Annotated in this window: 17 protein-coding genes; 8 read left to right on the forward strand and 9 right to left on the reverse strand. The window is 59.0% G+C overall.

Annotated elements, in window-relative coordinates; all coding sequences use genetic code 11:
- The first annotated feature begins 3 nt into the window (after positions 1 to 3).
- A complete protein-coding gene (gcvA, locus tag P3T24_RS28955; protein WP_429440003.1) occupies positions 4 to 903 on the forward strand; it encodes a transcriptional regulator GcvA in 900 nt (299 codons plus the stop codon).
- Between the two features lie 55 nt (positions 904 to 958).
- Positions 959 to 1,138: a hypothetical protein gene (locus tag P3T24_RS28960; protein ID WP_429408555.1), complete on the forward strand. Its 180-nt coding sequence runs from the start codon at positions 959 to 961 to the stop codon at positions 1,136 to 1,138.
- Here the strand turns inward: P3T24_RS28960 and P3T24_RS28965 are convergent.
- The 5 genes from P3T24_RS28965 to P3T24_RS28985 form a co-directional block, all read right to left on the reverse strand.
- Complete coding sequence (locus P3T24_RS28965; RefSeq protein WP_429408554.1) at positions 1,124 to 1,510, reverse strand: hypothetical protein; 387 nt, start codon at positions 1,508 to 1,510, stop codon at positions 1,124 to 1,126. The genes P3T24_RS28960 and P3T24_RS28965 overlap by 15 nt on opposite strands.
- 1,268 nt (positions 1,511 to 2,778) lie before the next feature.
- The gene (locus P3T24_RS28970) at positions 2,779 to 3,369 is read right to left on the reverse strand and encodes a DUF6886 family protein (protein WP_429440005.1); all 591 of its coding nucleotides are present in this window, start codon (positions 3,367 to 3,369) and stop codon (positions 2,779 to 2,781) included.
- Positions 3,366 to 3,833 carry an aminoglycoside 6'-N-acetyltransferase gene (gene aac(6'), locus P3T24_RS28975; RefSeq protein WP_429440008.1) on the reverse strand — a complete coding sequence of 156 codons (468 nt, stop codon included), beginning with the start codon at positions 3,831 to 3,833 and terminating at the stop codon, positions 3,366 to 3,368. The genes P3T24_RS28970 and aac(6') overlap by 4 nt, the downstream gene beginning before the upstream one ends.
- Before the next feature lie 145 nt (positions 3,834 to 3,978).
- Complete coding sequence (locus tag P3T24_RS28980) at positions 3,979 to 4,470, reverse strand: NUDIX hydrolase (RefSeq protein WP_429440010.1); 492 nt, start codon at positions 4,468 to 4,470, stop codon at positions 3,979 to 3,981.
- A gap of 682 nt (positions 4,471 to 5,152) precedes the next feature.
- Positions 5,153 to 6,190 carry a hypothetical protein gene (locus tag P3T24_RS28985; protein WP_429440013.1) on the reverse strand — a complete coding sequence of 346 codons (1,038 nt, stop codon included), beginning with the start codon at positions 6,188 to 6,190 and terminating at the stop codon, positions 5,153 to 5,155.
- Positions 6,191 to 6,906: 716 nt separating this feature from the next.
- On the opposite strand from P3T24_RS28985, the gene P3T24_RS28990 reads away from it, so the two are divergent.
- The 5 genes from P3T24_RS28990 to P3T24_RS29010 all read left to right on the forward strand — a co-directional run bounded on the left by P3T24_RS28990 (position 6,907) and on the right by P3T24_RS29010 (position 15,512).
- Positions 6,907 to 8,010, forward strand: coding sequence for an acyltransferase family protein (locus tag P3T24_RS28990; protein WP_429440016.1), 1,104 nt, complete (start codon positions 6,907 to 6,909; stop codon positions 8,008 to 8,010).
- A gap of 1,050 nt (positions 8,011 to 9,060) precedes the next feature.
- Complete coding sequence (locus P3T24_RS28995) at positions 9,061 to 10,443, forward strand: HlyD family secretion protein (RefSeq protein ID WP_429440019.1); 1,383 nt, start codon at positions 9,061 to 9,063, stop codon at positions 10,441 to 10,443.
- 32 nt (positions 10,444 to 10,475) lie between these two features.
- Positions 10,476 to 11,765: a hypothetical protein gene (locus tag P3T24_RS29000; protein WP_429440021.1), complete on the forward strand. Its 1,290-nt coding sequence runs from the start codon at positions 10,476 to 10,478 to the stop codon at positions 11,763 to 11,765.
- A 14-nt stretch (positions 11,766 to 11,779) separates the two neighbouring features.
- Positions 11,780 to 13,741 carry a glycosyltransferase family 2 protein gene (locus tag P3T24_RS29005; RefSeq protein WP_429440024.1) on the forward strand — a complete coding sequence of 654 codons (1,962 nt, stop codon included), beginning with the start codon at positions 11,780 to 11,782 and terminating at the stop codon, positions 13,739 to 13,741.
- Positions 13,742 to 13,811: 70 nt separating this feature from the next.
- Positions 13,812 to 15,512 carry an efflux transporter outer membrane subunit gene (locus P3T24_RS29010; RefSeq protein WP_429440026.1) on the forward strand — a complete coding sequence of 567 codons (1,701 nt, stop codon included), beginning with the start codon at positions 13,812 to 13,814 and terminating at the stop codon, positions 15,510 to 15,512.
- A gap of 56 nt (positions 15,513 to 15,568) precedes the next feature.
- Here the strand turns inward: P3T24_RS29010 and P3T24_RS29015 are convergent, their stop codons facing one another.
- Positions 15,569 to 15,931, reverse strand: a complete 363-nt coding sequence (locus P3T24_RS29015; RefSeq protein WP_429440029.1) for a Rieske 2Fe-2S domain-containing protein — start codon at positions 15,929 to 15,931, stop codon at positions 15,569 to 15,571.
- A gap of 308 nt (positions 15,932 to 16,239) precedes the next feature.
- Between P3T24_RS29015 and P3T24_RS29020 the strand changes: the two genes are divergently transcribed.
- Positions 16,240 to 19,293, forward strand: coding sequence for a PAS domain-containing sensor histidine kinase (locus P3T24_RS29020; RefSeq protein WP_429440031.1), 3,054 nt, complete (start codon positions 16,240 to 16,242; stop codon positions 19,291 to 19,293).
- Positions 19,294 to 19,348: 55 nt separating this feature from the next.
- On the opposite strand, the gene P3T24_RS29025 is transcribed toward P3T24_RS29020, so the two are convergent.
- The 3 genes from P3T24_RS29025 to P3T24_RS29035 form a co-directional block, all read right to left on the reverse strand.
- Positions 19,349 to 20,647 carry an L-fuconate dehydratase gene (locus tag P3T24_RS29025; protein WP_429440034.1) on the reverse strand — a complete coding sequence of 433 codons (1,299 nt, stop codon included), beginning with the start codon at positions 20,645 to 20,647 and terminating at the stop codon, positions 19,349 to 19,351.
- 123 nt (positions 20,648 to 20,770) lie between these two features.
- A complete protein-coding gene (locus tag P3T24_RS29030; protein ID WP_074265702.1) occupies positions 20,771 to 21,712 on the reverse strand; it encodes an ABC transporter substrate-binding protein in 942 nt (313 codons plus the stop codon).
- Between the two features lie 115 nt (positions 21,713 to 21,827).
- Positions 21,828 to 22,853 carry an ABC transporter permease gene (locus P3T24_RS29035; RefSeq protein ID WP_429286470.1) on the reverse strand — a complete coding sequence of 342 codons (1,026 nt, stop codon included), beginning with the start codon at positions 22,851 to 22,853 and terminating at the stop codon, positions 21,828 to 21,830.
- Positions 22,854 to 22,857 lie beyond the last annotated feature (4 nt).

Raw genomic sequence — 22,857 nt, forward strand, 5'->3', positions numbered from 1 at the left:
CGTATGCCACGTCGTTTGCCACCGTTGAACGCGCTGCGCGTGTTTGAGGCGGCCGCCAGGGCCGAGAGCTTTTCAGCCGCAGCCGACGAGCTTTGCGTCACGCACGGGGCAGTGAGCCGGCAAGTGGGACAACTAGAGGCCTGGCTTGGACACGACCTGTTTGAACGCCGCGGCCGAAGGGTGGTACTGACCGCACCGGGACGCGCCTACCTGTCGGAGATATCGGCGGCACTCGACCGCATCGCGCTGGCGACCGACGAACATCTTCGCGTTACGCGACAGCAGATCATCAGGGTCAATGCGCCGACTACGTTCGCGTTGAGATGGCTATTGCCGCAGCTTTCCCACTTCCAGTTGACCAATCCGGCGGTGGAAGTCCGCCTGACTACCTCGAATGAACCGATCGAAAGACTGCGCGACGAATGCGACGTGGCGATTCGCGGCCGCGAGCAGAAAGCGGCAGGGTATGTAGTCAATGAATTTCTGTCGGAAGTCCGGCTGCCGGTGTGCTCGCCCAAGGTGCTGGAATCTCATCCGATACACCATGTCTCGGACCTGGCGCATCACACCCTGCTGCACACGGCGACCTATCCTGGCCTTTGGGACGAATGGCTCGCGGCGTGCGGCAACCCTCGGCTTGCTACACGCAATTCCCAGCAACTGGATCACTTTTATCTGACGTTGCAGGCCGCTATTGATGGCCTGGGTATCGCGATGGGCCCGACCGCGCTTGTAGCACTCGATATCGAAGAGGGCCGTCTCGTGTTTCCGTTCGACGGACCGGCTCTGCCGGCATGGCGCTACTGCAGCTACGTCCATAATGCCCGCCTTGGGGATCCCGCTATTAATACCTTTCTCATGTGGTTGCGTGAACTGGGGCATCGTTTCTCACGCAATGCATAGTGACTAGAGCAGATTTTCATTTCATAAATACCGAAGAAATTAGGAGGGGGTATTTATGAAACCGCTTTTGGTGGCTCAAGGTTATTTGGGGCGATATTTCCTGATTGCTGACGATGTAGACATTCGGGGCGAACGTTTTAAGCTGGCCGACAGTCGCCTGACGCGGCGGACCGTCATCGACCCCAAGGGACGGTCGCGCTTCTCCAAAGCGGTCGTTCAACTAGTCCTGCTTTAATTTTTGAACGGTATATTTCTTCCCGAAATACACCTCGGCGGACGACCGATATAGCACAAAGAACACTCCTCCGTCGATAATCGCCACGATCGGTAGTGCGGCAATCATCTGAGAGCTCGACATTTTTACTGCGATGACAGCCGTCACGAATACCAACCGACCGACAAACAACAAACGTGCCCAAGGCAGCCCCCTTAGCAAACCTACGGCGCTAATTATCTGGACCGACACGACGATCAGGTGATACGTAAACCCAATCGGAAGACCAAGGAGCGTCATCGATGTTTGCGTTTTGAACATGAAAGGCGTCGTGATCAAGGTAGATAAAATTGAATACCATGCGAGCACCGTGATCGATACCGGTCTGTTCATCTATTTTCCTTATTTTGGATGCTGTATTCTGAAGTCCAATTCCCGCCAGCAGCAAGTGGGAATTCGCAAGGTAACAATACACGCTTTGAAGTGAGGCAGTCCGCCCTTCCTGATCAGTTACGTTAGATCTCGCACAAAAATTGGCTCCTGCACCACCGCTGCAATAAGTACACCCCACACGTGCCTTCGAATACCCCGAGCGCCGGGGCGCTACGTGCGTAGGGCTCCAAGCCGTCGCAATGCGCACAATTGGGTTCTCGAGTTAGACAAAGCATCTAGCTCCGCCAAGTCTGAGGGGATAAGGAATATTGAAAAATCCCAGATCGCTCGCAACTCTGGCCGGTGCACGAACAACCCGTCGAAAATCAGCATGCTATTTGGCAGTGCGCGTTCCTCCGGAGCAAACACAACCTTATCCGCATCTACATCAAACGCGGCGCGTTGAAATATGCCGGATCCATCAGGTCCGAGCGGGGCCAACAAATTTTTGTAGAGCGCCGGTTAGTTGTCGTGTCGCATCCGTCTGGCGGCAGTCTGTGGATTAACGGCTGTCTGGCCGCAGCAGTCGGCCGGATCTTTATGGCCAGTCATTGTTCCTCGCACACCGCGGACCTCGCCGAATCGTGATCGACAGCACGCGACCCACAGGGGACCTACAAGATTACCGCAACCGGCCGTTCAAGATGGCCGTGTGTTGTCGCTTATACTTGGTCGCTCGCCATAGCAAAAAATCACCAGCATGAGCCCGGTTCCAAATGATCCGCAAACAGCATTTATACGGGAATTGCAGTCTCGCTACGATCAGAGGCCCACAGGATGGTTGCTTTCAGCCCCCGACATTGAACTCTGGACCCAGATTGTCGGATCGACGAGGCGGGACGCGTATAACGCGATGGCTCGGCAAATCGCGGTCGGATTTCACGAGGGGCGACTCCCCTTCTGGTTTGCGACGCTGTGGTAAACGCGATTATCGGTTTCGTGTATGACGACTGGACCGCGAAGGGGGAAGACTTCCCCGCCTTGTTTTACGAAATCTATTTAGCCTTTGACGCGGGTGAAGTTAGTCGACCGGGAGTCGATCCGATTGAGACCTACACGCGTCCTATGATTGCGAAAATTGTTCACGATTTAGGCAACGAAGCTGGATGACTCTCCCTGGCCGATGCCTGTCGAATGCAATCGGCATACGCCGCCCGAAACTCACGGGCCGGCGATCGACAGCGCGCGACCCACAGGAGGCAGTCGCGATTCTCGAAAGCGGTCACACGCTACTTAATCGCGACTGCTCTTCCGGGCTTCGAGTGGGTCCAGCCCGGTTTTCCCCAGCCCTGCGCATTCTGCAATCTTATTCCGCTGGCGTGTAGGGTCGTTTGCCAGATTTCTTTCAGGGGTGTGAGACTACCCATGATTCGCAGCTCAACCTTCCGTGAATCCAGTTCAGCGATCAAGTTATCAAGGACGTCCATATGCGACGGAACGACAGGGGTATTCGAAACCCACATTCCCGCGTCGTCGATATCCTCGAACTGATCAGCAGCTAGATGGTAACGATAGATGACGCCACTAGTGAGACGATCCAGCCACGCACGCTCAATGTGAGCAATAGCCCGGCGGTTAGTCGTCTCGCCGAACCATGCAGTTCGATCCTTTTCACTTGTGTATTGCGTGGGCCAAACAACAATGCGTGGGCATTCGCGCGGAAAGAGGTACAACAACTCATGTGCCTCGTCCGTTGCCCAGACGAGTGGCCCGTTCAGCCGTTCTTGCCCCGCTGGTCTATCGACAGCGACCCGAACGGGGCGTGGGTGGAATATCGTTATATCCGGATCGTCGCTAAAGTGAAAAAGGCGCATTGTCATTTTGCAATGAGGCGGTTTCGGAAGAAGACGACACGCTCGACTTCCTCGAAGCCGAGGGCTCGGTGCAACGCCTGTCCGTCGAGATTGTCGATCTGTGTATCGGACGCGAACTCCGTGCAGCCGTGCGCTGGGCCCCACTGACCGGCGGCGGTGCATAACGCCCTCGCAATGCCAACTCGGCGCGCAGCCGGAACGACGTATATGCCTTCCAAGAAGAGCACGGGCGACGTCTTGCAACCGTTTACGTAGTCGTGGCGCAGTGCGGCTTCTGCGAACGCAATCAGCGAGTTTTCACAAGAAAAAGCGATGAAGTTCGCATAGCGATGTGGGTCGGCAAGCAATCGCTGAGTTTCGCAAATGTGGTCGTCCTCGCTCACGTGTTGCCAGAGCAGACGCCGCAACGATGACCACCCTGCGGTGTCTCGTGGCGAAGCAGCGCGAACTGTAAAGGTAAATGGAGGCATGCCGGTAAGTCGTCGCCTATGAGATGTACAGTGCCTAAGCAGAATAACTGATTGTCAACCATCTGACCGAGCAATGAACGGCCAGTTGTGGCCGAACGATGCGATCCGACGCTTTTCCTGTAACCGACCAGCGGGGGGCATTCGCTCAGTATGAGATTTCGAAATGCGATTCCCGCTGGATCACGTGTGCGAGGTCGACACGATCGACCTGAAGCAATTCACGAAGAAAGACGGGGCGTACCTCAATTTCAGACAGCCGTTGCCGAGCAACCCACGAGAATGTAAGGCGCTTGCTCCCCTCGGACCCATGGTGCAAAACCGTCAAATCCAGCAACTGCGATCCAGCTTCCAGGCGCGCAATGAGATAGAGGCCAATCTCATGATTTGGCCGTCCGTTATGGCTGAAGAAATTTTCGACAATACAGAGAGTTTTCTCGATGTGGACGGAAGCGCCAACCTCTTCCCGCATCTCACGGATGACCGTCTGTGCGGCATGTTCTCCAGGCTCGACCCGGCCTCCGGGAAGACACCAGAAGTCGTCCCCCTCTACCTGATGCAGCAGCACGTATTCGTCTTGATAGATGACGGCGGCAGCCCTCAGATTGAAACGATGACTTCCGGTGTCAAACGAAATCATGATCTTGAGCTCGAAGATTTGTGAGCTGCCATTTTGGGCTAGGCATTTTGACGCGTGGTCGATCGTTGACGATCTTGGCCCTCACGTCGAACGTCGGCTCATGGCCGATTCCGGAAATTTGCCATAGACTATCGGCCGCTGAAGACCATAGTTCTGGCTGCGCTCCAGAAAGTTCAAAGTTAAACGAACTGCCGTCCGGATAGTTCAAACTTAAGTGAACAACAGGTTCAAGGTTTACTGAGCGGCCTGCCCGCGCAAGCTCGTCCCTCCGACATGACCTGTTCAAAGTTAACTGAATCTCGACAGGGGTGTCGAGATTCCGCCAACTTTGAACTTTGTGCGCTTGAGTTTGAACTCCCGCCCTTGCATCGGATGTCGAATCTCTTCCATAAAAAACATCAACTTAGGGCCGAATCGATGTCTTAGTGCCGCACGTGGAGTACGGTCCCCTCCTTTTCTGGCGGCATCCGCTCGTCGGACCTGGTGACCCACCTTCATAGTGGGTAAACCCTGAAGACGAGACTGTGCTCATTGCCGAGATTGACAGTCGAATGGTGCGGACCGGGCTTGTTGCTGAACATTCAGAGTCGATGTTTTGACGGCCTCGGCGAGATCAAATTCTTTTATGTTGCTCCCGAGAGGAACTAGATCTCCGGCCAAACTGGTCCTTATCAACACGCTTTCAAGAACGGTCTGGTGTGACCCGTACCAATTTCGAGGATTGGCCGCGCTGGCTGAAAAGAGGCAGCCAGGAGGGAATCCGGTGAGCAAAACTTCGACGTCTCTGCAGCTTCACTGACACAACGTGGCTCCTGTCACCCACAAAATGGTTAATTCCGAGCAACCGTACGAAATCCTGAAGACAAGCAATTTCTCTGGCGCCGGAGAACTGAACCAGCAGAGCATCCATACCGCGTTGCAACTCTCGTAGGTCGGAGCCTGCATCGGCCTTGCTGACCAGCGCGACAACTTTCCTGACGAAATTCGTCACATCGCCAACGCCTACGTCTTCAAAATTGGGCTTTGTCCAATAATCCCTTCCCCCGCCGCCGTGATATCCGATTACGTAGTTTCCGCACAGGGCGGCTTCAATTGGCGGCAGGCCCAAGCCTTCCATCGCTGAAAACGAGAGGAACAGCCGGGATCGTCGAAGAACCGCTGCGACTTCCGGGATCGAAAGCCCGTCGATTGATCGAACGGACCATCCAGTAGGCAATTGACGACGCAACGCGAACAGAACCGCCTCTGCATGGGCACCGTTCTTCCGCGGCATGTAGGTAATCAACCTCTCCTTCTCTCCTTCAGAGTGAAACAGTCCAGCGTTGATTGTGGTTGCCATCCGGACCACGCGGTATGCAAGCTGGGGGTAATGCAAGCGGATCAGGTCCGATGTATCGTCAGAGATCGAGAGAATGTATGTTGCTTGCGCGTAGGCGAAATCTACATCGCTGTCCGTGAGATTCCGATCCCGAGTTGACAGGTAATAACCGTTCTGCACAAAAATCGAATATTGCATGCCCGCTGCGATAAGTCGGGGCGCTATCAACGCGGACTTTATCTCAGGGACAATTACGTGATCGCTCGATCGCAATTCATTATCTGCAATCGTCGGCACCGAGAGTTCGGTCCACGGGTACCGATAGCCGTTGCGCTCATGCATGACGTAAGCGGGAATGCCAAGTTCCACCAATGCACGCACATGATCGTAAATGACCTTCACTCCCCCGGCGTGCTTACCCGACCCCGGACACGTACAGAAATAAATGATTCGCATCGTTTAGAAGAAGATATCCGATACCAAACTCCGAGCCATCGATAGTGGCACGCGCCACGAGACGTCCTAGGCACGCCAACAATGGAATTTCGACCATTTGAACTCACCTGTTGAAATCTCAGCAGTCAGTCTGAGCTGAAAGTGGTGTAGGGAAATCCTCGGAGTCCTTATCAAATATTTCATGGTCGTTCGCACCGTCAGACCCGTTCTGTTGCGTACATATAGGGCGAATGGAAATCCAGCTCTGGTCTGTGTGCCCAATACGCCGTTGTGCTGCCACCGAGGTGGGTACCCAGACGCCCCCGCGGTCAGCGTCACGAAAGCCTTAGAGGGCTTCCCGAATTCAATAGCAAGAGGGCAAAGTGGGCCAGGATTCTGCCTTGCACCCACATGTCCTCTAGCCTTTCCCTGCTAACGCCTTTAACCAATGCCGCCCGAAACGATGCGCTACTTCCTCGGACGTCGGGTATCAAAACAACGCGGAGAACAATTCCGATCTATGCATGGAATATGAACCGTACGGCAACAGGTGTCTTACTGAGCGCACCGGGCAAGTGCCGGAGTAGCGCAGACGCATTCGTTTTATTCGTATGAAAAACTGATAGTGGATCACCGGACACGGTTAGAATTCCGCCTGGCGCAATCCTTACCATAAATGTCTAGTGAGTAATAATTCCACTTCCTCACCCGGCCACCTCGCAAGTTTCGACGGCTTGCGGATCGCCTTTGCCGCAATGGTGTTGTTTTCCCATAGCTTTGCGCTTCTCGGCGTCGCAGATCCCATACGGTCGGTAGTGACCGGTGGCGGCGACCCAGGCGATCTCGCAGTCGATGGTTTCTTCCTTATCAGTGGTTACCTGATTACTAGAAGCTGGATATCTGATCCATCTGTCTCCCGATTTCTCGCGAGGCGGGCGTTGCGTCTTTATCCAGCGTTTGTCGTCGCTTCAATCTTCTCCGTCCTTCTCGTCGGGCCGCTCGGTGCGTCTGCAGTGGGGGATTACTTTCACGCACTGAATCTCAGGCAGACGCTGGTAGGCTTTCTGGTGTTGCGCGAACCTCACACCCCGGCCGTATTTGCCGGGACGACGGTAGGTTCAGTCAATGGGTCGATGTGGACCATCTCATTCGAGGCGCGGTGCTATCTACTCGCAATGTTGCTGGGCCTGGCTGGCATGTTCAGGAAACGGACAACGCTGCTGATTTTGACTGTGATCGTAGGATCCGCAATTAGCTACGCCGTCCCCGAGGCTGGACCGACCGACAATCAGCACGTACTCTTCGGCATAAAAGCAGTGCGCGTTTCGGACTGGATGGCCTGGTTTGCGGCATTGTTTTTAACGGGAAGTTGTTTCTTTGTATTCCGAAGCCGCATTCGATTTACGTTATGGGGCCTCGCACTTGCGATGTTTGTGCTGGCCGCTTCGCTGTTCAGTGCCGCGTTATTGCGGCCGGGCATCCTGCTCGGAGGGGCGTACGTCGTCTTCGCACTGGCGTCTATCCGGCGAGGATCGAGAGCACAGCGACGCACTATGCCCGACGTTTCCTATGGAATGTACCTGTACGGTTGGCCCGTCCAGAAACTGCTGGGTTGGTACATACCGCACATGTCACCTTGGCTGATGTTCGTCCTGAGCCTGACCATTAGCGCTGTTCTGGGCTGGCTGAGTTGGACGTTTATCGAACGCCCGGCGCTCAAGAAAAAGCCCCACCGACCGTTGGCACATCAACGCAAGACGGATACACCCGAAGCCTTGCAATCATAGTCTGTGACCATCGACTGCGCATACGCCATACGGGTAAGCGGTGCTGTTATCAGCACCGCGGGAAATTTTCCTCAAAATAGTCTGGGATCTCATTACTTAACTCTCGCGAATCCCTAACAGCAAGCGCTTGTAAGCCGACCTCCCTGGTTTCAGGTCCTAGGCCGGGTTCTCGTACTTATTCCATTACCTGATCGGGATCCTTACCATCAAAGCACCCATTGATCTTCATCGTCGTCTTCCTGCCATGAACGCCGGGCTTGCTTTTTTGCATTGGCACTTTGTCCACTGAACGCCCAACCGCGCGTTGCTACGCCTTCATCCTGCTTTATACCCAGTGCGGATCGCACGAACCACTCACATGAATCATTGCCGGAACTTCATCACCAAAGCTGTCAAGGGACGGCGGTCATTACGCCCTCCTGCACGGTCCAAACCTCAGTCCTCCACCCCATATTTTCCGAATTCCCCGCCACAAGTTTTCAAATCTTGCAGCGCCAAAAGTGGCACCTGCGCAACACGAACCGCCAAGTGTAAGAGGACGTTACCCCTCGATTTCAAGCTCATTTTTTGTTCCTGCCCTGCCGCTTCACCATCTTCATACGCAAGCTCGCCATTCGCCGCGCGACGCTACATGGCTGCGCGACGTCCAGCCAGTTTTTCCGCCCCCGTTTAACCTCCACGCAGTCCGTTTTCATTTCGTAACAAACCGCGCGCGTTCGTAACCGGGACTTGCTCTAGATTTTGGGTACCGGGATTCACTCCCATGTCTGATTCACGTTCTTCAATCTGCGAAGTCACCGCACATTCCAACGTGCCGGCTCGCCACTGCTAGCTACCTCTGCAACTCTGCCACGGCGGTGACCCGACCAGACGCGCAGATTGCGATGGCTATCGTTTCAATCACAAACAGGCCTAGGGGACGCGATGAGCTGCAAAGCTCACCTGCCCACTGGCATCAAGCCAACGGGTGGAACCGCGCGCGTTCCCGTGCATCGTTGCTTGTCAGGTCGCACTCCTAATTGTCAAAGAGGTGAGGTTATGGTGAACAAGGTGCAAACATCCGCGTCCGATCTAGGCGCTCCCCGCGGAAGCACGTCTTCGGGGCTGTCGCGCTGGTTCAGCGGACAGTCGATCGCACGGCTCGCCGGCTTCGGCGTGGTGATCTTCATCGCGTGGACGCTGCTTTCGATGGTGATGCCGCCTATGTTCTTCCGCTCCTCGCAACGGGCCGTGGTCGATGTACCCACCACTCTCGTCACCACACCGATTGAAGGCACGGTCGCATCGCAGCGGCTGCACATCGGAGACCGGTTTCATGCCGGCGATGCACTGGTGGATATCCAGAACCAGAACGTCGACCGCTCGACGCTCGTCGAACTGACCAGCAAAAGGATGGAGCTCGCCCAGCAATACGATGCAGTCAGCACGCAACTCGGTGCATCACGTATCCGCCTTGCCACCGCCGATCAGCAAATGACCAAGTATCAGGCGGCCACGCAGAAGATGAACGACGCCAACCTTTCCGGCATCCGCTCGAAACTGGCCATCGCCAACACACAGATCGACGCACAGCAGGACATCGTCAACCGCGACTCGACGCTGGCCGCGGCCGGCGCAATCAGCGGGTCGGTCAGCGACACCTCGAAATACCAGCTATCTGAGTTACAGAATGCGAAAGCCGCGATACAGGCGGAGCTGCAGGCAGCCGAGACGGATAGCCAGGCGTCGAAGAACAAGGTCTTCTTCGATGACAAGGACAACGGCGTATCCACGCTCGCCCACGAGCGCGAAGATCTGCACAACACGGTGGACCAGTTGACAGCGCAGGCGAGCGCGCTCCAGCAATCGCAGAGCACCATCGATCAGTTGATCGCCAAGGAACGCGACCGGGTCGACCGCATGTCCAATTTTGAAATCAAGGCTTATGGCGACGGCGTCGTCAAGGACGTGCTGGCTCCTCCGGGCACGCAAGTAAGCGCCGGCGCAACGTTGATTCGCGCTGTCGATTGCTCTCGCGCCCAGGTCGTGGCCGTCTTTCCGCGCAGCCTGAGCGACAGCCTGCTGCCAGGCACGCGTCTGAAGGTACGTGTCGATGGCGTCGACCATCCGGTTGGCGCGTCCGTCACCGGACTCTTGCCGCGTGCGTCCGATGGCGACCAGGCCCGCTACTTCGTGCCGTTCCCATCGATCGAATCCAACGAGATCTACGCACTCGCCACTTTCGACAAGCCACTCGATGCGAATGCACAAGGTGATGCGGTGCAAAGCGGCAGCGTTCAGGGCAACAACGCGCCGGGTGACGGCACGCAAAGCGGCTCGTGCAAGCTGGGCCAATGGGTGCATGTAAGCATCGACCGGCCTTGGACGAACCGGCTGCAGGCCTTCCTCGGCGGCCACATGCCGGGACTGTCGTCCGGCGGCAGCCAGTCGTGATTCGTGTGTCTCGGCGCGGCCCGGAGGTCGTCATGCGAAGTTTCTCGACACGGTTGCGGATACAGGCGTTAGAGGCGCTCGCTATGCTGATCTCCGTGGTAATTTTCCTGTCGCCCGCCCCTGCCAGGGCTGCGGATTCCCCCGCGCAGCAACAGAAAATGCTGGCGACGGGCTGCGACGCACTCGTCCATCAGGTCGCTGCGATACCCGGCAACGGACCGGCGTTTGTGCAGAGCTATGAAGCTGCAGATGGCCAACCGCTCGCTCCCGCCTTGCAAAACGCCGCCTTCGTCTACGACAACGCGCTTGCCAGCATTGCGCTCGTCGCTTGCGGCAAGACCGCAGAAGCGCGGCGGATTGCCGATGCATTAGTCCTCGCGACCTCACACGACCGCCACTACCACGACGGACGTTTGCGCAACGCGTATCGTGCCGGAGCCGCCAGTCACGACCCGCTCGAGTTGCCGGGATGGTGGGACGCGCCCGCGAATCGATGGGATGAGGATGCGTATCAGGTCGGCTCGGCCACCGGCAATGTCGCGTGGGCCGCGCTGGCTCTCATGACGGTGTACGACACCACACACGAGCGGCGCTATCTCGATGCCGCGGCTTCGCTGATGAACTGGGTCGCCACCAACACCTTCGATGCCGGACCGCCCGATGGTTTTATCGGTGGCTATTTCGGTGAAGAGCCGCAGCCGCTGCGGCAGTCGTGGAAGTCGACGGAACAGAACGTCGACGCGTACGCCGCTTTCAGTTGGCTCGCGCGCGCAACCAGCGACTCGCATTGGACAGCGCAAGCCCAACACGCGCGAGACTTCGTCGCGGCCATGTGGAACGCGCAGGAAGGACGCTTCAACATCGGCACACAGAATGACGGCCGCACGCTCAATGCGGGTCCGTCGGCCATCGACGCCGAGCTATGGCCATTGATCGCACTGCCAGGCAACGCCACCAGCGGCTGGGGCCACTCAATCGACTGGACCCTACAGCATCACCGCACCGGCGCCGGCTTTGGCTTCAACGCCGCACCCGATGGCATATGGACCGAAGGCACCGGGCAAGCGGCTTTGGTGCTACAAGCCCGAGGACACAGTCAGGATGCGGTGCCGCTGTGGGACGTATTGCTCAGTCAACGCGCCCCGTCCGGACTGCTGTATGCCACACCGAACGAGCGCATCCGTACGGGCCTCGCGATCGGGCCCACCTCGAAGAACGCGGATTTCGACTACTTCCACCTGCCTCACCTGGGCGCTACCGCCTGGGCGGTGCTGGCGGCAGCAGGATGGAATCCTTTTACGGGCCGCAGGCTCGGCGCCTGACTGGATACGCTGCCATGTACGAACAATTCTTCGATACCAGCACGCTGTTCAATATCAATCTGGGTACGCTCGCGATCGTGACGGTGCTCTGCCTCGTGTCGGATCGGCGTCGCACTTTCGACCGGATCGTCGTCGGCAGCGTGACGGCCTTTCTGCTCGTCAACTACCTGCTATGGCGCAGCACCTCGACGTTGCCCGAATTCAAACCGGAACTCGCGAGCGTCTGGCCATATTGCTTCTTCGCGTTCGAACTGCTGACCGTGACGTACACGCTGTTCTCGATCGTCGTGCTGACGCGCAGTTCCGACCATAGCGAGCGGGCCAACCGTGGCGAAGCGAAGCTCAGGCGCAGCGCAGCCGTGCCGGCCGTCGACATCTTCATTGCCACGTATAACGAAGGCCTCGACGTGCTCGAGAAAACTATCGTTGCCGCTTTGGCTGTCGACTATCCGAACTTTAAGGTGTGGGTGCTCGACGACACACGCCGCGACTGGTTGCGCTCGTTTTGCGAGGAAGTCGGCGCGCACTATCTGACGCGTCCCGACAATACGCACGCAAAAGCCGGCAATCTCAACAACGGCCTGCAGGCAACCGCAGCGCTCACCAACGCGCCCTACATCCTCGTGCTCGATGCGGATTTCGCCCCGCAGCGAAACATCCTCATGCGGACCATCGGCCTCTTTGACTCGCCTGATATCGGTGTCGTACAGACTCCGCAGTTCTATTACAACGCCGATCCGATCCAGTACAACCTGCGTTCGACCGAGTGCTGGGTCGACGAACAACGCGTCTTCTTCGACGTGTTTCAACCCGCGAAGGATGCCTGGGGCGCGGCCTTTTGCGTCGGCACCTCGTTCGTCGTGCGGCGCGATCTGCTGAATCTGATCGGTGGCTTTCCCACCGGGACGGTGACCGAGGACATCCACCTGACGTACCGGCTATTGCCGCGCGGCTACAAAACACGCTGGCTCAACGAGCGGCTAAGCGTCGGACTGTCTGCCGAAGGACTGCCTGAATACATCACGCAGCGAAGCCGCTGGTGTCTGGGCACGATACAGGTAGCACTCCTGCCGGACGGACCGTTTCGCGGCAAAGGCTTTGCGTTCATGCACCGGTTGCACTATCTGCACGGCATGCTGCACTGGTTCAGCCGTCCGTTCATTCTGATGATGCTGGTGGCGCCGCTCCTTTACTGGTACCTCGGGATTCCCTCGATCTACACGAACCCGGCGGAATTCCTCGCTTACGGCACACCCGCGCTGCTCGCATTCTGGTTTTACAGCAGCTGGATTTCCGGCTCGCGCACACTGCCGGTGTTTACCGAAGTCACGCAGATCGTCGCGGCGTTGACCGTCAGTGCCACGCTGGCGAGTGCGCTCCTCAGACCGTTCGGACGTCCCTTCAAGGTCACCAACAAGGGCCTTGATCGTTCACGCGTCGTCGTGCACGCCAAGCTGGCTGGTTTTTTCGGCAGCCTGATTGTGCTGTCATCGCTGGGCCTCGTGCGCTCGCTGCTCGACAATCCCGGCGCGCCCGGCTTCGCCTTCAATGTCGTGTGGACCGCCATCGCACTCGCGCTGTATCTGGTGTCGCTGCTCGTCTGCATCGAGTTGCCGCGTCCACGAAAAGAAGAGCGCTTTCCGTTCGATGCCACCGCGCGGCTGAATGTGAACGGCATCGAATTTCCCGGCAACACGCGCGACCTTTCGTGCAGCGGTGTCGGCATGATCTGCGGGCGCGCACGTGACGTCCCTGACGGCGCCGAAGGCTGGGTGAAGATCGAGCCAGCTGGCTGGGTCGCGTGCCGGGTCGTGCGTCATCAGGGCGATTTCATCGGGCTCGAATTCAATCACATCAAGGCGACGCGTCACGCGTTGATCCGGCTGCTATTCAGCGAGACGCCGGTCAACCTGGCGAGCAAGGCGAAGCGCCGCATGGCGCTGGCGAGATTGCTACAACGAGCGTTCCTCGGCTGAGGACGCAACAGCATTCTCCACCGCACTTCTCAGCGTTTGCGAATCGGAAATCAGAAGAATGAGGATCACTATGCATAAGTCCTGTCTCTCGATGATCTGCCTGAGCCTGCTCACTGCATGCTCGTTCGAACCGACTTATGAAAGGCCGGCTGCCCCAGTCGCCGGTACCTACCCGAACGGCCCCGAATACCAGTCGGGATCCTCCGGGCAAAATGGCGGTAACGGCGCCGGGCCGGCCGCGGATATCGGCTGGCGCGACTTCTTTGCCGATCCGCGCCTGCAACGCCTGATTTCGATTGCATTGCAAAACAACCGCGACTTGCGTATCGCGACGCTAAACGTCGAGGATTTGCGCGCAAAGTATCAGATTCAACGTTCGACCCTGTTTCCGACCGTCGATGCGCTGGCCAACTCGACCACGCTGCATCAACCGGGCGCGCTGCAGTATGCGGGCGAGCCATCGACCATCTATAGCGTGGGCGTCGGTGTGACCTCCTATGAACTGGACTTCTTCGGGCGCGTGCGCAGCCTTAAGGATCAGGCGTTACAGCAGTACTTCTCGACTGAAAAGGCGCGTACCAGTGCGCAGATCACGCTGGTTGCCGAAGTCGCAAACGCGTATCTGACGTGGGAAGCGAATCAGGAACTGGTGGCGCTGGCGCAGGCAACCTTAAAGTCGCAGAAGGAAGGCTACGACATGATGACTCGCCGGGTCGAGGGCCGCGCGGCCTCGCAACTCGATCTGGAGCGCGCGCAAACCCAGGTGGAGACAGCCGATACGGCACTCGATGAATACCGGCGTCAGGCGGCGAAAAGCGAGAACGAGCTGACGCTGCTCATCGGCAGCCCGATTCCGAACGATCTTCCGCCTGCGCGTCCGCTCGAAGCACAAGGCATTCTGGCGGACCTGCCGGCAGGCCTGCCGTCCGATCTGCTCGAGCGCCGGCCTGACATCATCGCAGCGGAAGACCAGCTCAAGGGCGCGAACGCAAATATCGGCGCGGCGCGCGCGGCATTCTTTCCGCGCATTACCTTGACCGGTACGTTTGGTGTCCAAAGTACTTCGCTCGCGGGGCTCTTTTCCAGTGGCCTTGCGTGGAGCTTTGCGCCCCAGGTCACCTTACCGATCTTCGACGCCGGCTCGAACAAGGCGAACCTGGCCTCCGCAAATGTCGAGAAAAACATCTACGTGGCGCAGTACGAAAAGACCATTCAGACGGCCTTTCGCGAGGTATCGGATGGGCTGGTGGGACGCACCACCCTGGATAGCGAGGCACGCAAGGAGCAGACGCTCGTCGACACCACGTCGAAGAGCTATGACCTTTCGATGATGCGTTACCGCGCAGGCGTAGGGGATTACTTCGATGCGCTCGATACTCAGCGTTCGTTGTTTGCCGCGCAGCAGACGCTGGTTGAAGTGCGTCTGGCGCGTCTGACCAACCTCGTCACGCTCTACAAGGCACTCGGCGGCGGATGGACTGAAACGACTGCGCAGGCCGCGCAGCCGGCGCCGGTGGCGGCTGTCGCGCCGGCTGCCGCGCCTCGGGCTGCGCCGGCTGCCGCGCCTCGGGCTGCGCCGGCTGCGGCGCCCAGGGTCGCGGCTGCGGCGGCCGCTGCGCCGACGGTTGTTACTACACCATCGGCTGCACCTGCCATTGCGTCGACCGCCGCACCTGCACCTCCAGTTGTCGTTGCCTCGCCCGCTCAGCGGCCCGCGCCATCCGAAACACAGCATCGAATGTTCGCCCCGATCCAGTCCAGCAGCAACTGACACGGCAGCGCATTGCCAAACTGGCGGTAGCGGCCGCGACAGACACAGGGCCGCAGCTACACCATCCTGTCCAGACATGCCCATACGGCGCCGTCGATCTCTTCGGCGTCGTATGTCATCGCGCGGGCACCCTCGAGGCACGCGTTAGAGGTAGTCAGGCGCCGCACCACCTGCCCGTTGACGTCGAATCGCCACCCGTGTTCAGGACATGCGATCAACCCACCCGTCACCCGCCCACGCGACAGCTCCGCCCCCCGGTGCGGGGAATGGTCACGCCATACATGCACGTCCCCTTCCGCGTCTCGCCACACCACAAGCTGCCTGTCTTGGACCACGCACCCTAGCGCAGTCTCCTTGCCGACCTCCGCTGACTGGCAGACAAGCTCCCAGCCCTTCCGCTGATGTGATACGTGGGTCATCGTTTACATGATTATCGTATGACTGTCCGGCGCAACCCGGTCTGGACAGGTGGCCCGAACGGTACAACAATGGGCGTGCGCATCCGGACGGCCGCACCAGGACGAAACGCCTTGCCGCAGCCTCTGCGATGCACTGGATTTACTGGGAAAAGAACGATCCGCCCACTGAATCGTATTACTAACTTCGCATCGATAGACTATCTGTCGGCGTCGAGACGTTCGCGAAACGGCCGTCTCGACGCGCTCGCATTATAAATTCCGGCTTGAGACGCGATTTCGCGGCATGTAGAAATATTTGTGGGCAACGTATGAACGAATCCGCACGCGACGCTGAGACCGATGCGCTTCTCGCGAAACTGAAACGGGAAAATGCGGAGCTTCGCGAGGAGCGCGAAAACCTGCAACGCCTCGTGACTGAACACAACGAACTGCTACACCTGACCAGCTTCGTGCTCAACAGGGTGCACGAGGCCGCCTATCTGCTCGACAAAGCCGGCCGCCTCGTCTACGTCAACGAAGAGGCCTGCCGTACGCTCGGGTACAGCAACGCCGAATTGTTGCAGATGAGCGTGGCAGACATCGATCCGGAATGGACCATCCCCCTGTGGAAACAGGAATGGTCGGTGCTGCGTGAGCGAGGCTCACGCATCATCGAGACCGCGCACCGCCGCAGGGACGGCAGCTCGTTTCCGGTCCAGGTCAACGCCAACCACTTCGAATACGGCGGAAAAGAATACAACCTGGCGCTCGCACGCGATGTCACGGAGCGCGAGCGCGCAAAGCACGCACTGCGGGAAAGCGAACAGCGTTACCGGCAAGTCTTCGACAATGTCTCGGACGTGCTTTATCTGCTCGAGGTCACGCCGGAAGGACGCTTTCGCATACTCGAAATGAACCCGAGCGGCGTGCAGTCGCTCGGCATTCCAAGGGCAGAGTTGATCGGCAAGCTCTTCGACGATGTGGTGCCCAACGAAGTATCCAGCGTCCTGATCGAAAAATTCAGGCGATGCGCCCAGTCCGGCGAGGCGTTCGACGATCAAAGGACGCTCCAGCTACCGACCGGGCCGCACCACTACCACTCCACCCTGATCCCCGTGCACGACGAGTCAGGACGGGTGCACAGGATTGTTGGTATCGCGCGCGACATGACGGCTCATCACCGGACGGAATCGCTGCTGACCACCCAGCTGGAACTCGAAGCGCAGTTTCGCAGGCTGGCAGAAAGCACGCTCGACGTGATCTGCCGTTATGACCGCCAATGCCGTCTGGTCTACGCAAATTCAGGGCTTTCCACGACATTGCGCAAGCCCTTGCGGGAGATGCTGGGTAGGACTCCGACCGAACACGAGCCCGATGGCCGCTACGCGCAGTACCAGGCACTGCTCGCGGACGTCATCGAAACCGGCACCGAGCACCAGATTGAAGTCGTGATACAGGATAGCGGCAATGGCACGCGCCATCATCATGTTCGCCTCCTCCCCGAGCGCGGCCTGCAGGACGAGATTGTGGGCGCGCTTGCTCTTGGGCTCGACATTACCGCGCGCAAGGAGGCCGAGTTGCGCCTCTATGCGAGCGAACAGGCCTTCCGTGCCGTTGTCGAACATTCGCCCGATTACATCGCCCGCTACGATCTGAGCTACCGCCGCATCTACGCCAACCCGGCGCTTCTCAAGCTGATGCGTCTGCCTGCCAGCGACGTGCTCGGCACGACGCCGGCCGAGCGAGGGTCGTTCGTCGATGCCGCCCGCTACATGCAGCAGTTGCAACACGTGGTCGAAACAGGCATGGAAGTGACCGAAGAGTTAGCGCTGCGGGATGCCGGAGGCCGGATCCGCTGGGGGCATATGCGTATCGTTCCCGAGTTTGCACCCGATGGTACGGTGGCCAGCGTGCTCGCCATCAGCCGCGACATCGACGAACTGAAGCGTAGCGAGCAGCTCTTTCGTACGCTCACCGAGAATTTCCCGGACTTCATTGCCCGCTTCGACTGCGAGAGCCGTCATCTGTACGCCAATCCGGCCATCGCCCGAGCCTTTGGCGCGCCGCAGGAAGCCTTTATCGGCAAGACGCCCCGGGAGTTGGCGCCGACCTCCGACGCAGAACAGAACCTACGCCTCGAGGAGGCCGTCCGGCGTGCGTTCGTGGAGGGGCAACCGAACACGCATGAAGCGCGTTGGCTAACTGCCAATGGCCCCCGTATCTTCGAGGTGCGGCACGTTCCGGAGAAGGACGACGAAGGCCGCGTCGTCAGCGTGCTGGGTATTGCGCACGACGTCACCCGTCTGAGAGACATTGAACTGGCACTGCGCGATAGCGAACGGGCCTTTCGCACGCTGGCGGAAAACGCGCCGGATCCCATCATTCGCTACGACCGGGACTGCCTGCGCACGTATGTGAACCCGGAGTTCGAACGCATCAGCGGTGTCGGGGCGCCGAAGCTGCTTCGCAAGCAGGCCGGTCAGGTACCGGCTGCGACGGCCGAAGTCGCGCGGCGCACCCGCGCGAAACTGAAGGAGATCATGGAAAGTGGCGTGGCGGCCAAATTCGAACTGGCCTGGACCAAACACGGAAAATCGCAGTGCTGGTACGTGCATGCGGTGCCCGAGTACAACGCGGATGGGGTCGTGCAGAGTGTATTGACTATCTGGCGCGATATCTCCGAACGCAAGGAAGCCGAACAACGCCTGTACGAGTCTTACGACTTGCTGCGCGAACTCACCTCGCGCCGCGAAACAGCACGTGAGGAAGAGCGCAAACGTATCGCCCGCGAGATGCACGACGAACTCGGCCAGCACCTGACCGCACTGCGCATGGGTGCCTCGACGCTGCGTCTGCGCTTCGGCAACGACAACCCGGCTCTAGGCGAGCACGTTCAGAAGATATTGCTGCTGGCGGACAAGACGATCCAGGTGGTACGCGACGTGGTTGCCTCGTTGCGCCCCGCGGTGCTCGACGCGGGTATCGCAGCAGCGCTCGAATGGCTCGCCGACGAATATTCGCAGAATGGTGAGACAGCCTGCCGCCTGCGTGTGCCGGAAGAAAGTCCCGAGCTTGCCGAGGACCGGGCCATTGCGTTGTTCCGGATCGTGCAGGAGGCGCTCACCAATGTCACGCGGCATGCCAACGCGAAAGAGGTGTTCATCACGCTCGAACAGAAGGGCAACGACTGCCTGCTGGAAGTGCGTGACGATGGCCGCGGATTCGATCCTGTAGCAATCCGCAATAAATCCTTTGGCCTCGCGGGAATGAAGGAGCGTGTGCTGATGCTCGGCGGCGCGCTCGACGTGGTCAGTTCGCCGGGCAACGGCACCCTCATCAAGGTGCGCGTGCCCGTTTCGGTCAGGGCGGTGGACTTCTCCTGAGCGGCGTCTGCTTCAGCGCCGCGTCACAAGCGTAGCGGTACTACCGTAACGTAGGTTACGTCCGCCACACCGGCCCCGCCGGAAAATCATGCTGATCGAGCGACGCCGCATGCATCTCGATGCTGTAACCGGGGCGTTGCGGTGGCATGTAACGGCCCTGGCGGATCACCACCGGATCGACGAAGTGCTCATGCAGATGATCCACGTATTCGAGCACGCGGTTCTCTAGCGACCCCGACACGCAGATATAGTCGAACAGCGAAATGTGCTGCACGTATTCGCACAAGCCGACGCCGCCCGCATGCGGGCACACGGGCACCCCGAATTTGGCCGCCATCAGCAACACGACGATCACCTCGTTCAGGCCGCCCAGACGGCAGCTATCGACCTGACAGAAATCGATGGCCTGCGCCTGCAGCAACTGCTTGAACATCACGCGGTTATGGCAATGCTCGCCGGTCGCGACGCCAATGGGCCGCAGTCGCTCGCGGATGGTCGCATGACCGAGAACGTCGTCGGGACTCGTCGGCTCCTCTATCCACCACGGATCGAATTGCGCGAGACGCCGCATGTTCGCAACCGCCTCGTCTACATCCCATACCTGGTTCGCATCCATCATCAGCTTGCGGTCCCGGCCAATTTCTTCGCGCAGGATGCGGGCCCGGCGCATGTCTTCCTCGAGGTTGCCACCCACCTTCTGCTTGAAGTGCGTCCAACCCTGCGCCACGCCTTCGCGGGCGAGGCGGCGAATCTTCTCGTCGTCGTAGCCGAGCCAGCCGGCCGAGGTCGTATAGGCCGGATAACCGTGCGCCAGCATTTCCTTTTCGCGCTCGCCTTTCGTTCTTGCATGACGGTGCAGCATGGCGATCGCTTCATTGGGCGTGATCGCATCGGTCACGTAGCGGAAGTCGAGGCAACGCACGAGTTCCTCGGGGCTCATGTCGACGAGCAGCTTCCACACCGGCTTGCCTTCCGCCTTCGCCCACAGATCCCAGGCCGCATTCACGACCGCCGCGGTCGCCAGATGAATCGCGCCCTTGTCCGGACCGATCCAGCGCAACTGGCTATCCGAGGTCAACGCGCGCCAGAACGCGCCCATGTTCGCGGCGATGTCCTCGAGTGTCTTGCCAACGACGAGCGGCGCCAGCGCCTGCGCCGCGCTCACGCAGATCTCGTTGCCACGCCCGATGGTGAACGTGAGGCCATGTCCCGTCAGCCCATGTGGCGAGTCGGTTTCGAGCGTCACATAGGTGGCGGAGTAATCCGGTGCGGCGTTCATCGCGTCGGAGCCGTCGAGCGAACGCGACGTCGGAAACCGGATGTCCCGGACAGTTAGCCTGGTGATCGTAGTCATCTAAAGCACCTTCCTCTGCGAGAGCTTTCAGCATGCATCCATGAACAAAGAGGGGCGTGGCGTCATGCAACGCCGCCGTCCCTCTTCTCTTTTGTCGTGCGCTACAGCAACGTCTGGCGACGCTCAGTCGTACAGCACGGCGGCGATCTTCGGATCGGTGATATTGCTCTTGTCGTACCAGTAGAAGCCCGTGTCGACCTTCTTGGGCAGCGTTTCACCCTTCAGCGCCTTCACTGCGGAGTCGACCACGCACTTGCCGATACCAATCGGGTTCTGCGTGATGGCGCCGTACATCAGGCCAGACGTGATGTCGTCCTTTTGCTCCTTGCCCGAATCGTAGCCAATCAGAATCAGCTTCTTGCCCGATTCCTTGACGCCGATTGCGGCACCTTCGGCCGAGCCTTCATTCGAGCCGAAAATGCCCTTGAGGTTCGGATTGGCCTGGATCATCGTCTTGGCAATTTCCGCCGATTTCAGATGGTCACCGCCACCGTACTGCACTGAGACAATCTTGATGTTCGGGTACTTCGCCTTGATCTCGTTCAGGAAGCCATCGCGGCGATCGACGCCGGTGCGGCTCGTCTGGTCGTGCACGATCAGGCCGACTTCACCCGAACCGCCAATCGCTTCGGCCATCTTGTCGGCGGCGAGCGCGGCCGCGGCGATGTTATCGGTCGCGCACGTCGTCAACGGAATGGTGCTGTCGACGCCCGAGTCGAAGGCGATGATCGGGATCTTCTGGTTCTGCGCGCGCTTCAGCAGCGGAATGGCTGCCTTGCTGTCGAGCGCGGCGATACCGAGTGCCTGCGGCTTCTTGGCGAGCGCCGCCGAGAGCATGTCGATCTGCTTGTCGACCATTGCCTCGGTTTCCGGACCTTCAAACGAGATCCTGACGTTCTGCTCCTTCGCGGACTGCTCCGCACCGGCTTTAACGGCCTGCCAGAACTGGTGCTGGAAGCCCTTCGAGATGAGCGGGATGTACGGCTGATCCGCGAGCGCGATGCTCGTGCCGCCAACGAGTGTGCCGACGCCGATTGCGACGCTGATAAGTTTTCTTTTCAACATAAGGTATCTCCTCCTGATGTGTGGGCCATCTATCTTCAGCCATTGGGGGAGCCAACCGCACTCCCGTTTCTTGATGTTTGCTTCTGCTCCTGCCTGTCACCTTTGCCGCGCCACCTCAGCCTTTCCTGCGCCGCAAAATATCGGCATAGACCGCGAGAATGATGATGAGGCCGGTCACGACGATCTGCCACTCCTGAGCCACCGACATGATGCGCAGGCCATTGGTCAGCACGCTCATGATGAACGCGCCGATGATGGTGCCCAGAATCGTGCCCGAACCGCCGCTCAGCGAAGTCCCGCCAATCACCACCGCAGCGATCGCTTCGAGCTCATAACCCTGGCCTAGCGCCGGCTGGGCCGAATTCAGGCGCGAGGCAATCAGCAGTCCGGCAATGCCGCAAATGGCCCCGCCCAGGCTGTAAATGGCGATCTTCCAGCGGTCGACATTCACGCCTGAAAGACGCACCGCTTCCTCGTTGCTGCCAAGCGCAAAGGTGTAGCGGCCGAGTGCCGTGCGATTGAGCGTGATCGAACTCGCGACAGCAAGGAAAAACAGAATCAGCACGGCGTTTGGAATCGGCACGCTCGGCAAAAAATAAGCGATCAGCGAATCCTGCGAGATCATGTAGAAGTTGTCGGTGTCGGTGAAGTAGATCGGCTTATCCGCCGAGACGACCAGCGAGAGTCCCTTCAGCAACATCATCATGCCCAGCGTGGCGATGAACGGCGGTATTTTCATCTTCGCCGTGAGGGTGCCTGAAATGCTTCCGCACAACGCGCCCGTGCCGATCGCGGCCAGCACGCCGATCCACATCGGAAAGTGCCAGTTGGTGAGAAACACACCGCAAATCACGGCCGTAAACGTCATCAAGGTGCCGACAGACAGGTCGATGCCCCCGGTAATGATGACGAACGTACAGGCAATTGCCAGCACACCGTTAACCGCCGTCGCCTGCAGAATCCCGAGCATGTTGTCCATCTGCATGAACGAGGGCGACGCGAAGCTGAAGAAGACCAGCAGCAGGATCAGGCTGCCGAAGGCCAGCAGTTTTTGCAGGGCGGTCGGCGAGAAGAAGCGGGCTCTCAGGCCGGACGATCGTCCCTGGCTACCCAGCGCCGAACTATCCGATGGCTGTGTCATAAAT

It is taken from the genome of Paraburkholderia sp. GAS33 (assembly GCF_050436645.1).
Taxonomy (GTDB): domain Bacteria; phylum Pseudomonadota; class Gammaproteobacteria; order Burkholderiales; family Burkholderiaceae; genus Paraburkholderia; species Paraburkholderia phenazinium_B.

Excerpts from the sequence above, each read along its gene's own strand:
- P3T24_RS28960 (WP_429408555.1), top strand. The coding sequence starts at position 959 with ATGAAACCGCTTTTGGTGGCTCAAGGTTATTTGGGGCGATATTTCCTG.
- P3T24_RS29010 (WP_429440026.1), top strand. The coding sequence starts at position 13,812 with ATGCATAAGTCCTGTCTCTCGATGATCTGCCTGAGCCTGCTCACTGCA.
- P3T24_RS29025 (WP_429440034.1), bottom strand. The coding sequence starts at position 20,647 with ATGACTACGATCACCAGGCTAACTGTCCGGGACATCCGGTTTCCGACG.
- P3T24_RS29035 (WP_429286470.1), bottom strand. The coding sequence starts at position 22,853 with ATGACACAGCCATCGGATAGTTCGGCGCTGGGTAGCCAGGGACGATCG.
- P3T24_RS29015 (WP_429440029.1), bottom strand. The coding sequence starts at position 15,931 with ATGACCCACGTATCACATCAGCGGAAGGGCTGGGAGCTTGTCTGCCAG.
- P3T24_RS29000 (WP_429440021.1), top strand. The coding sequence starts at position 10,476 with ATGCGAAGTTTCTCGACACGGTTGCGGATACAGGCGTTAGAGGCGCTC.
- P3T24_RS29030 (WP_074265702.1), bottom strand. The coding sequence starts at position 21,712 with ATGTTGAAAAGAAAACTTATCAGCGTCGCAATCGGCGTCGGCACACTC.
- P3T24_RS28970 (WP_429440005.1), bottom strand. The coding sequence starts at position 3,369 with ATGACAATGCGCCTTTTTCACTTTAGCGACGATCCGGATATAACGATA.
- P3T24_RS29005 (WP_429440024.1), top strand. The coding sequence starts at position 11,780 with ATGTACGAACAATTCTTCGATACCAGCACGCTGTTCAATATCAATCTG.
- gcvA (WP_429440003.1), top strand. The coding sequence starts at position 4 with ATGCCACGTCGTTTGCCACCGTTGAACGCGCTGCGCGTGTTTGAGGCG.
- P3T24_RS28965 (WP_429408554.1), bottom strand. The coding sequence starts at position 1,510 with ATGAACAGACCGGTATCGATCACGGTGCTCGCATGGTATTCAATTTTA.
- P3T24_RS28980 (WP_429440010.1), bottom strand. The coding sequence starts at position 4,470 with ATGATTTCGTTTGACACCGGAAGTCATCGTTTCAATCTGAGGGCTGCC.
- P3T24_RS29020 (WP_429440031.1), top strand. The coding sequence starts at position 16,240 with ATGAACGAATCCGCACGCGACGCTGAGACCGATGCGCTTCTCGCGAAA.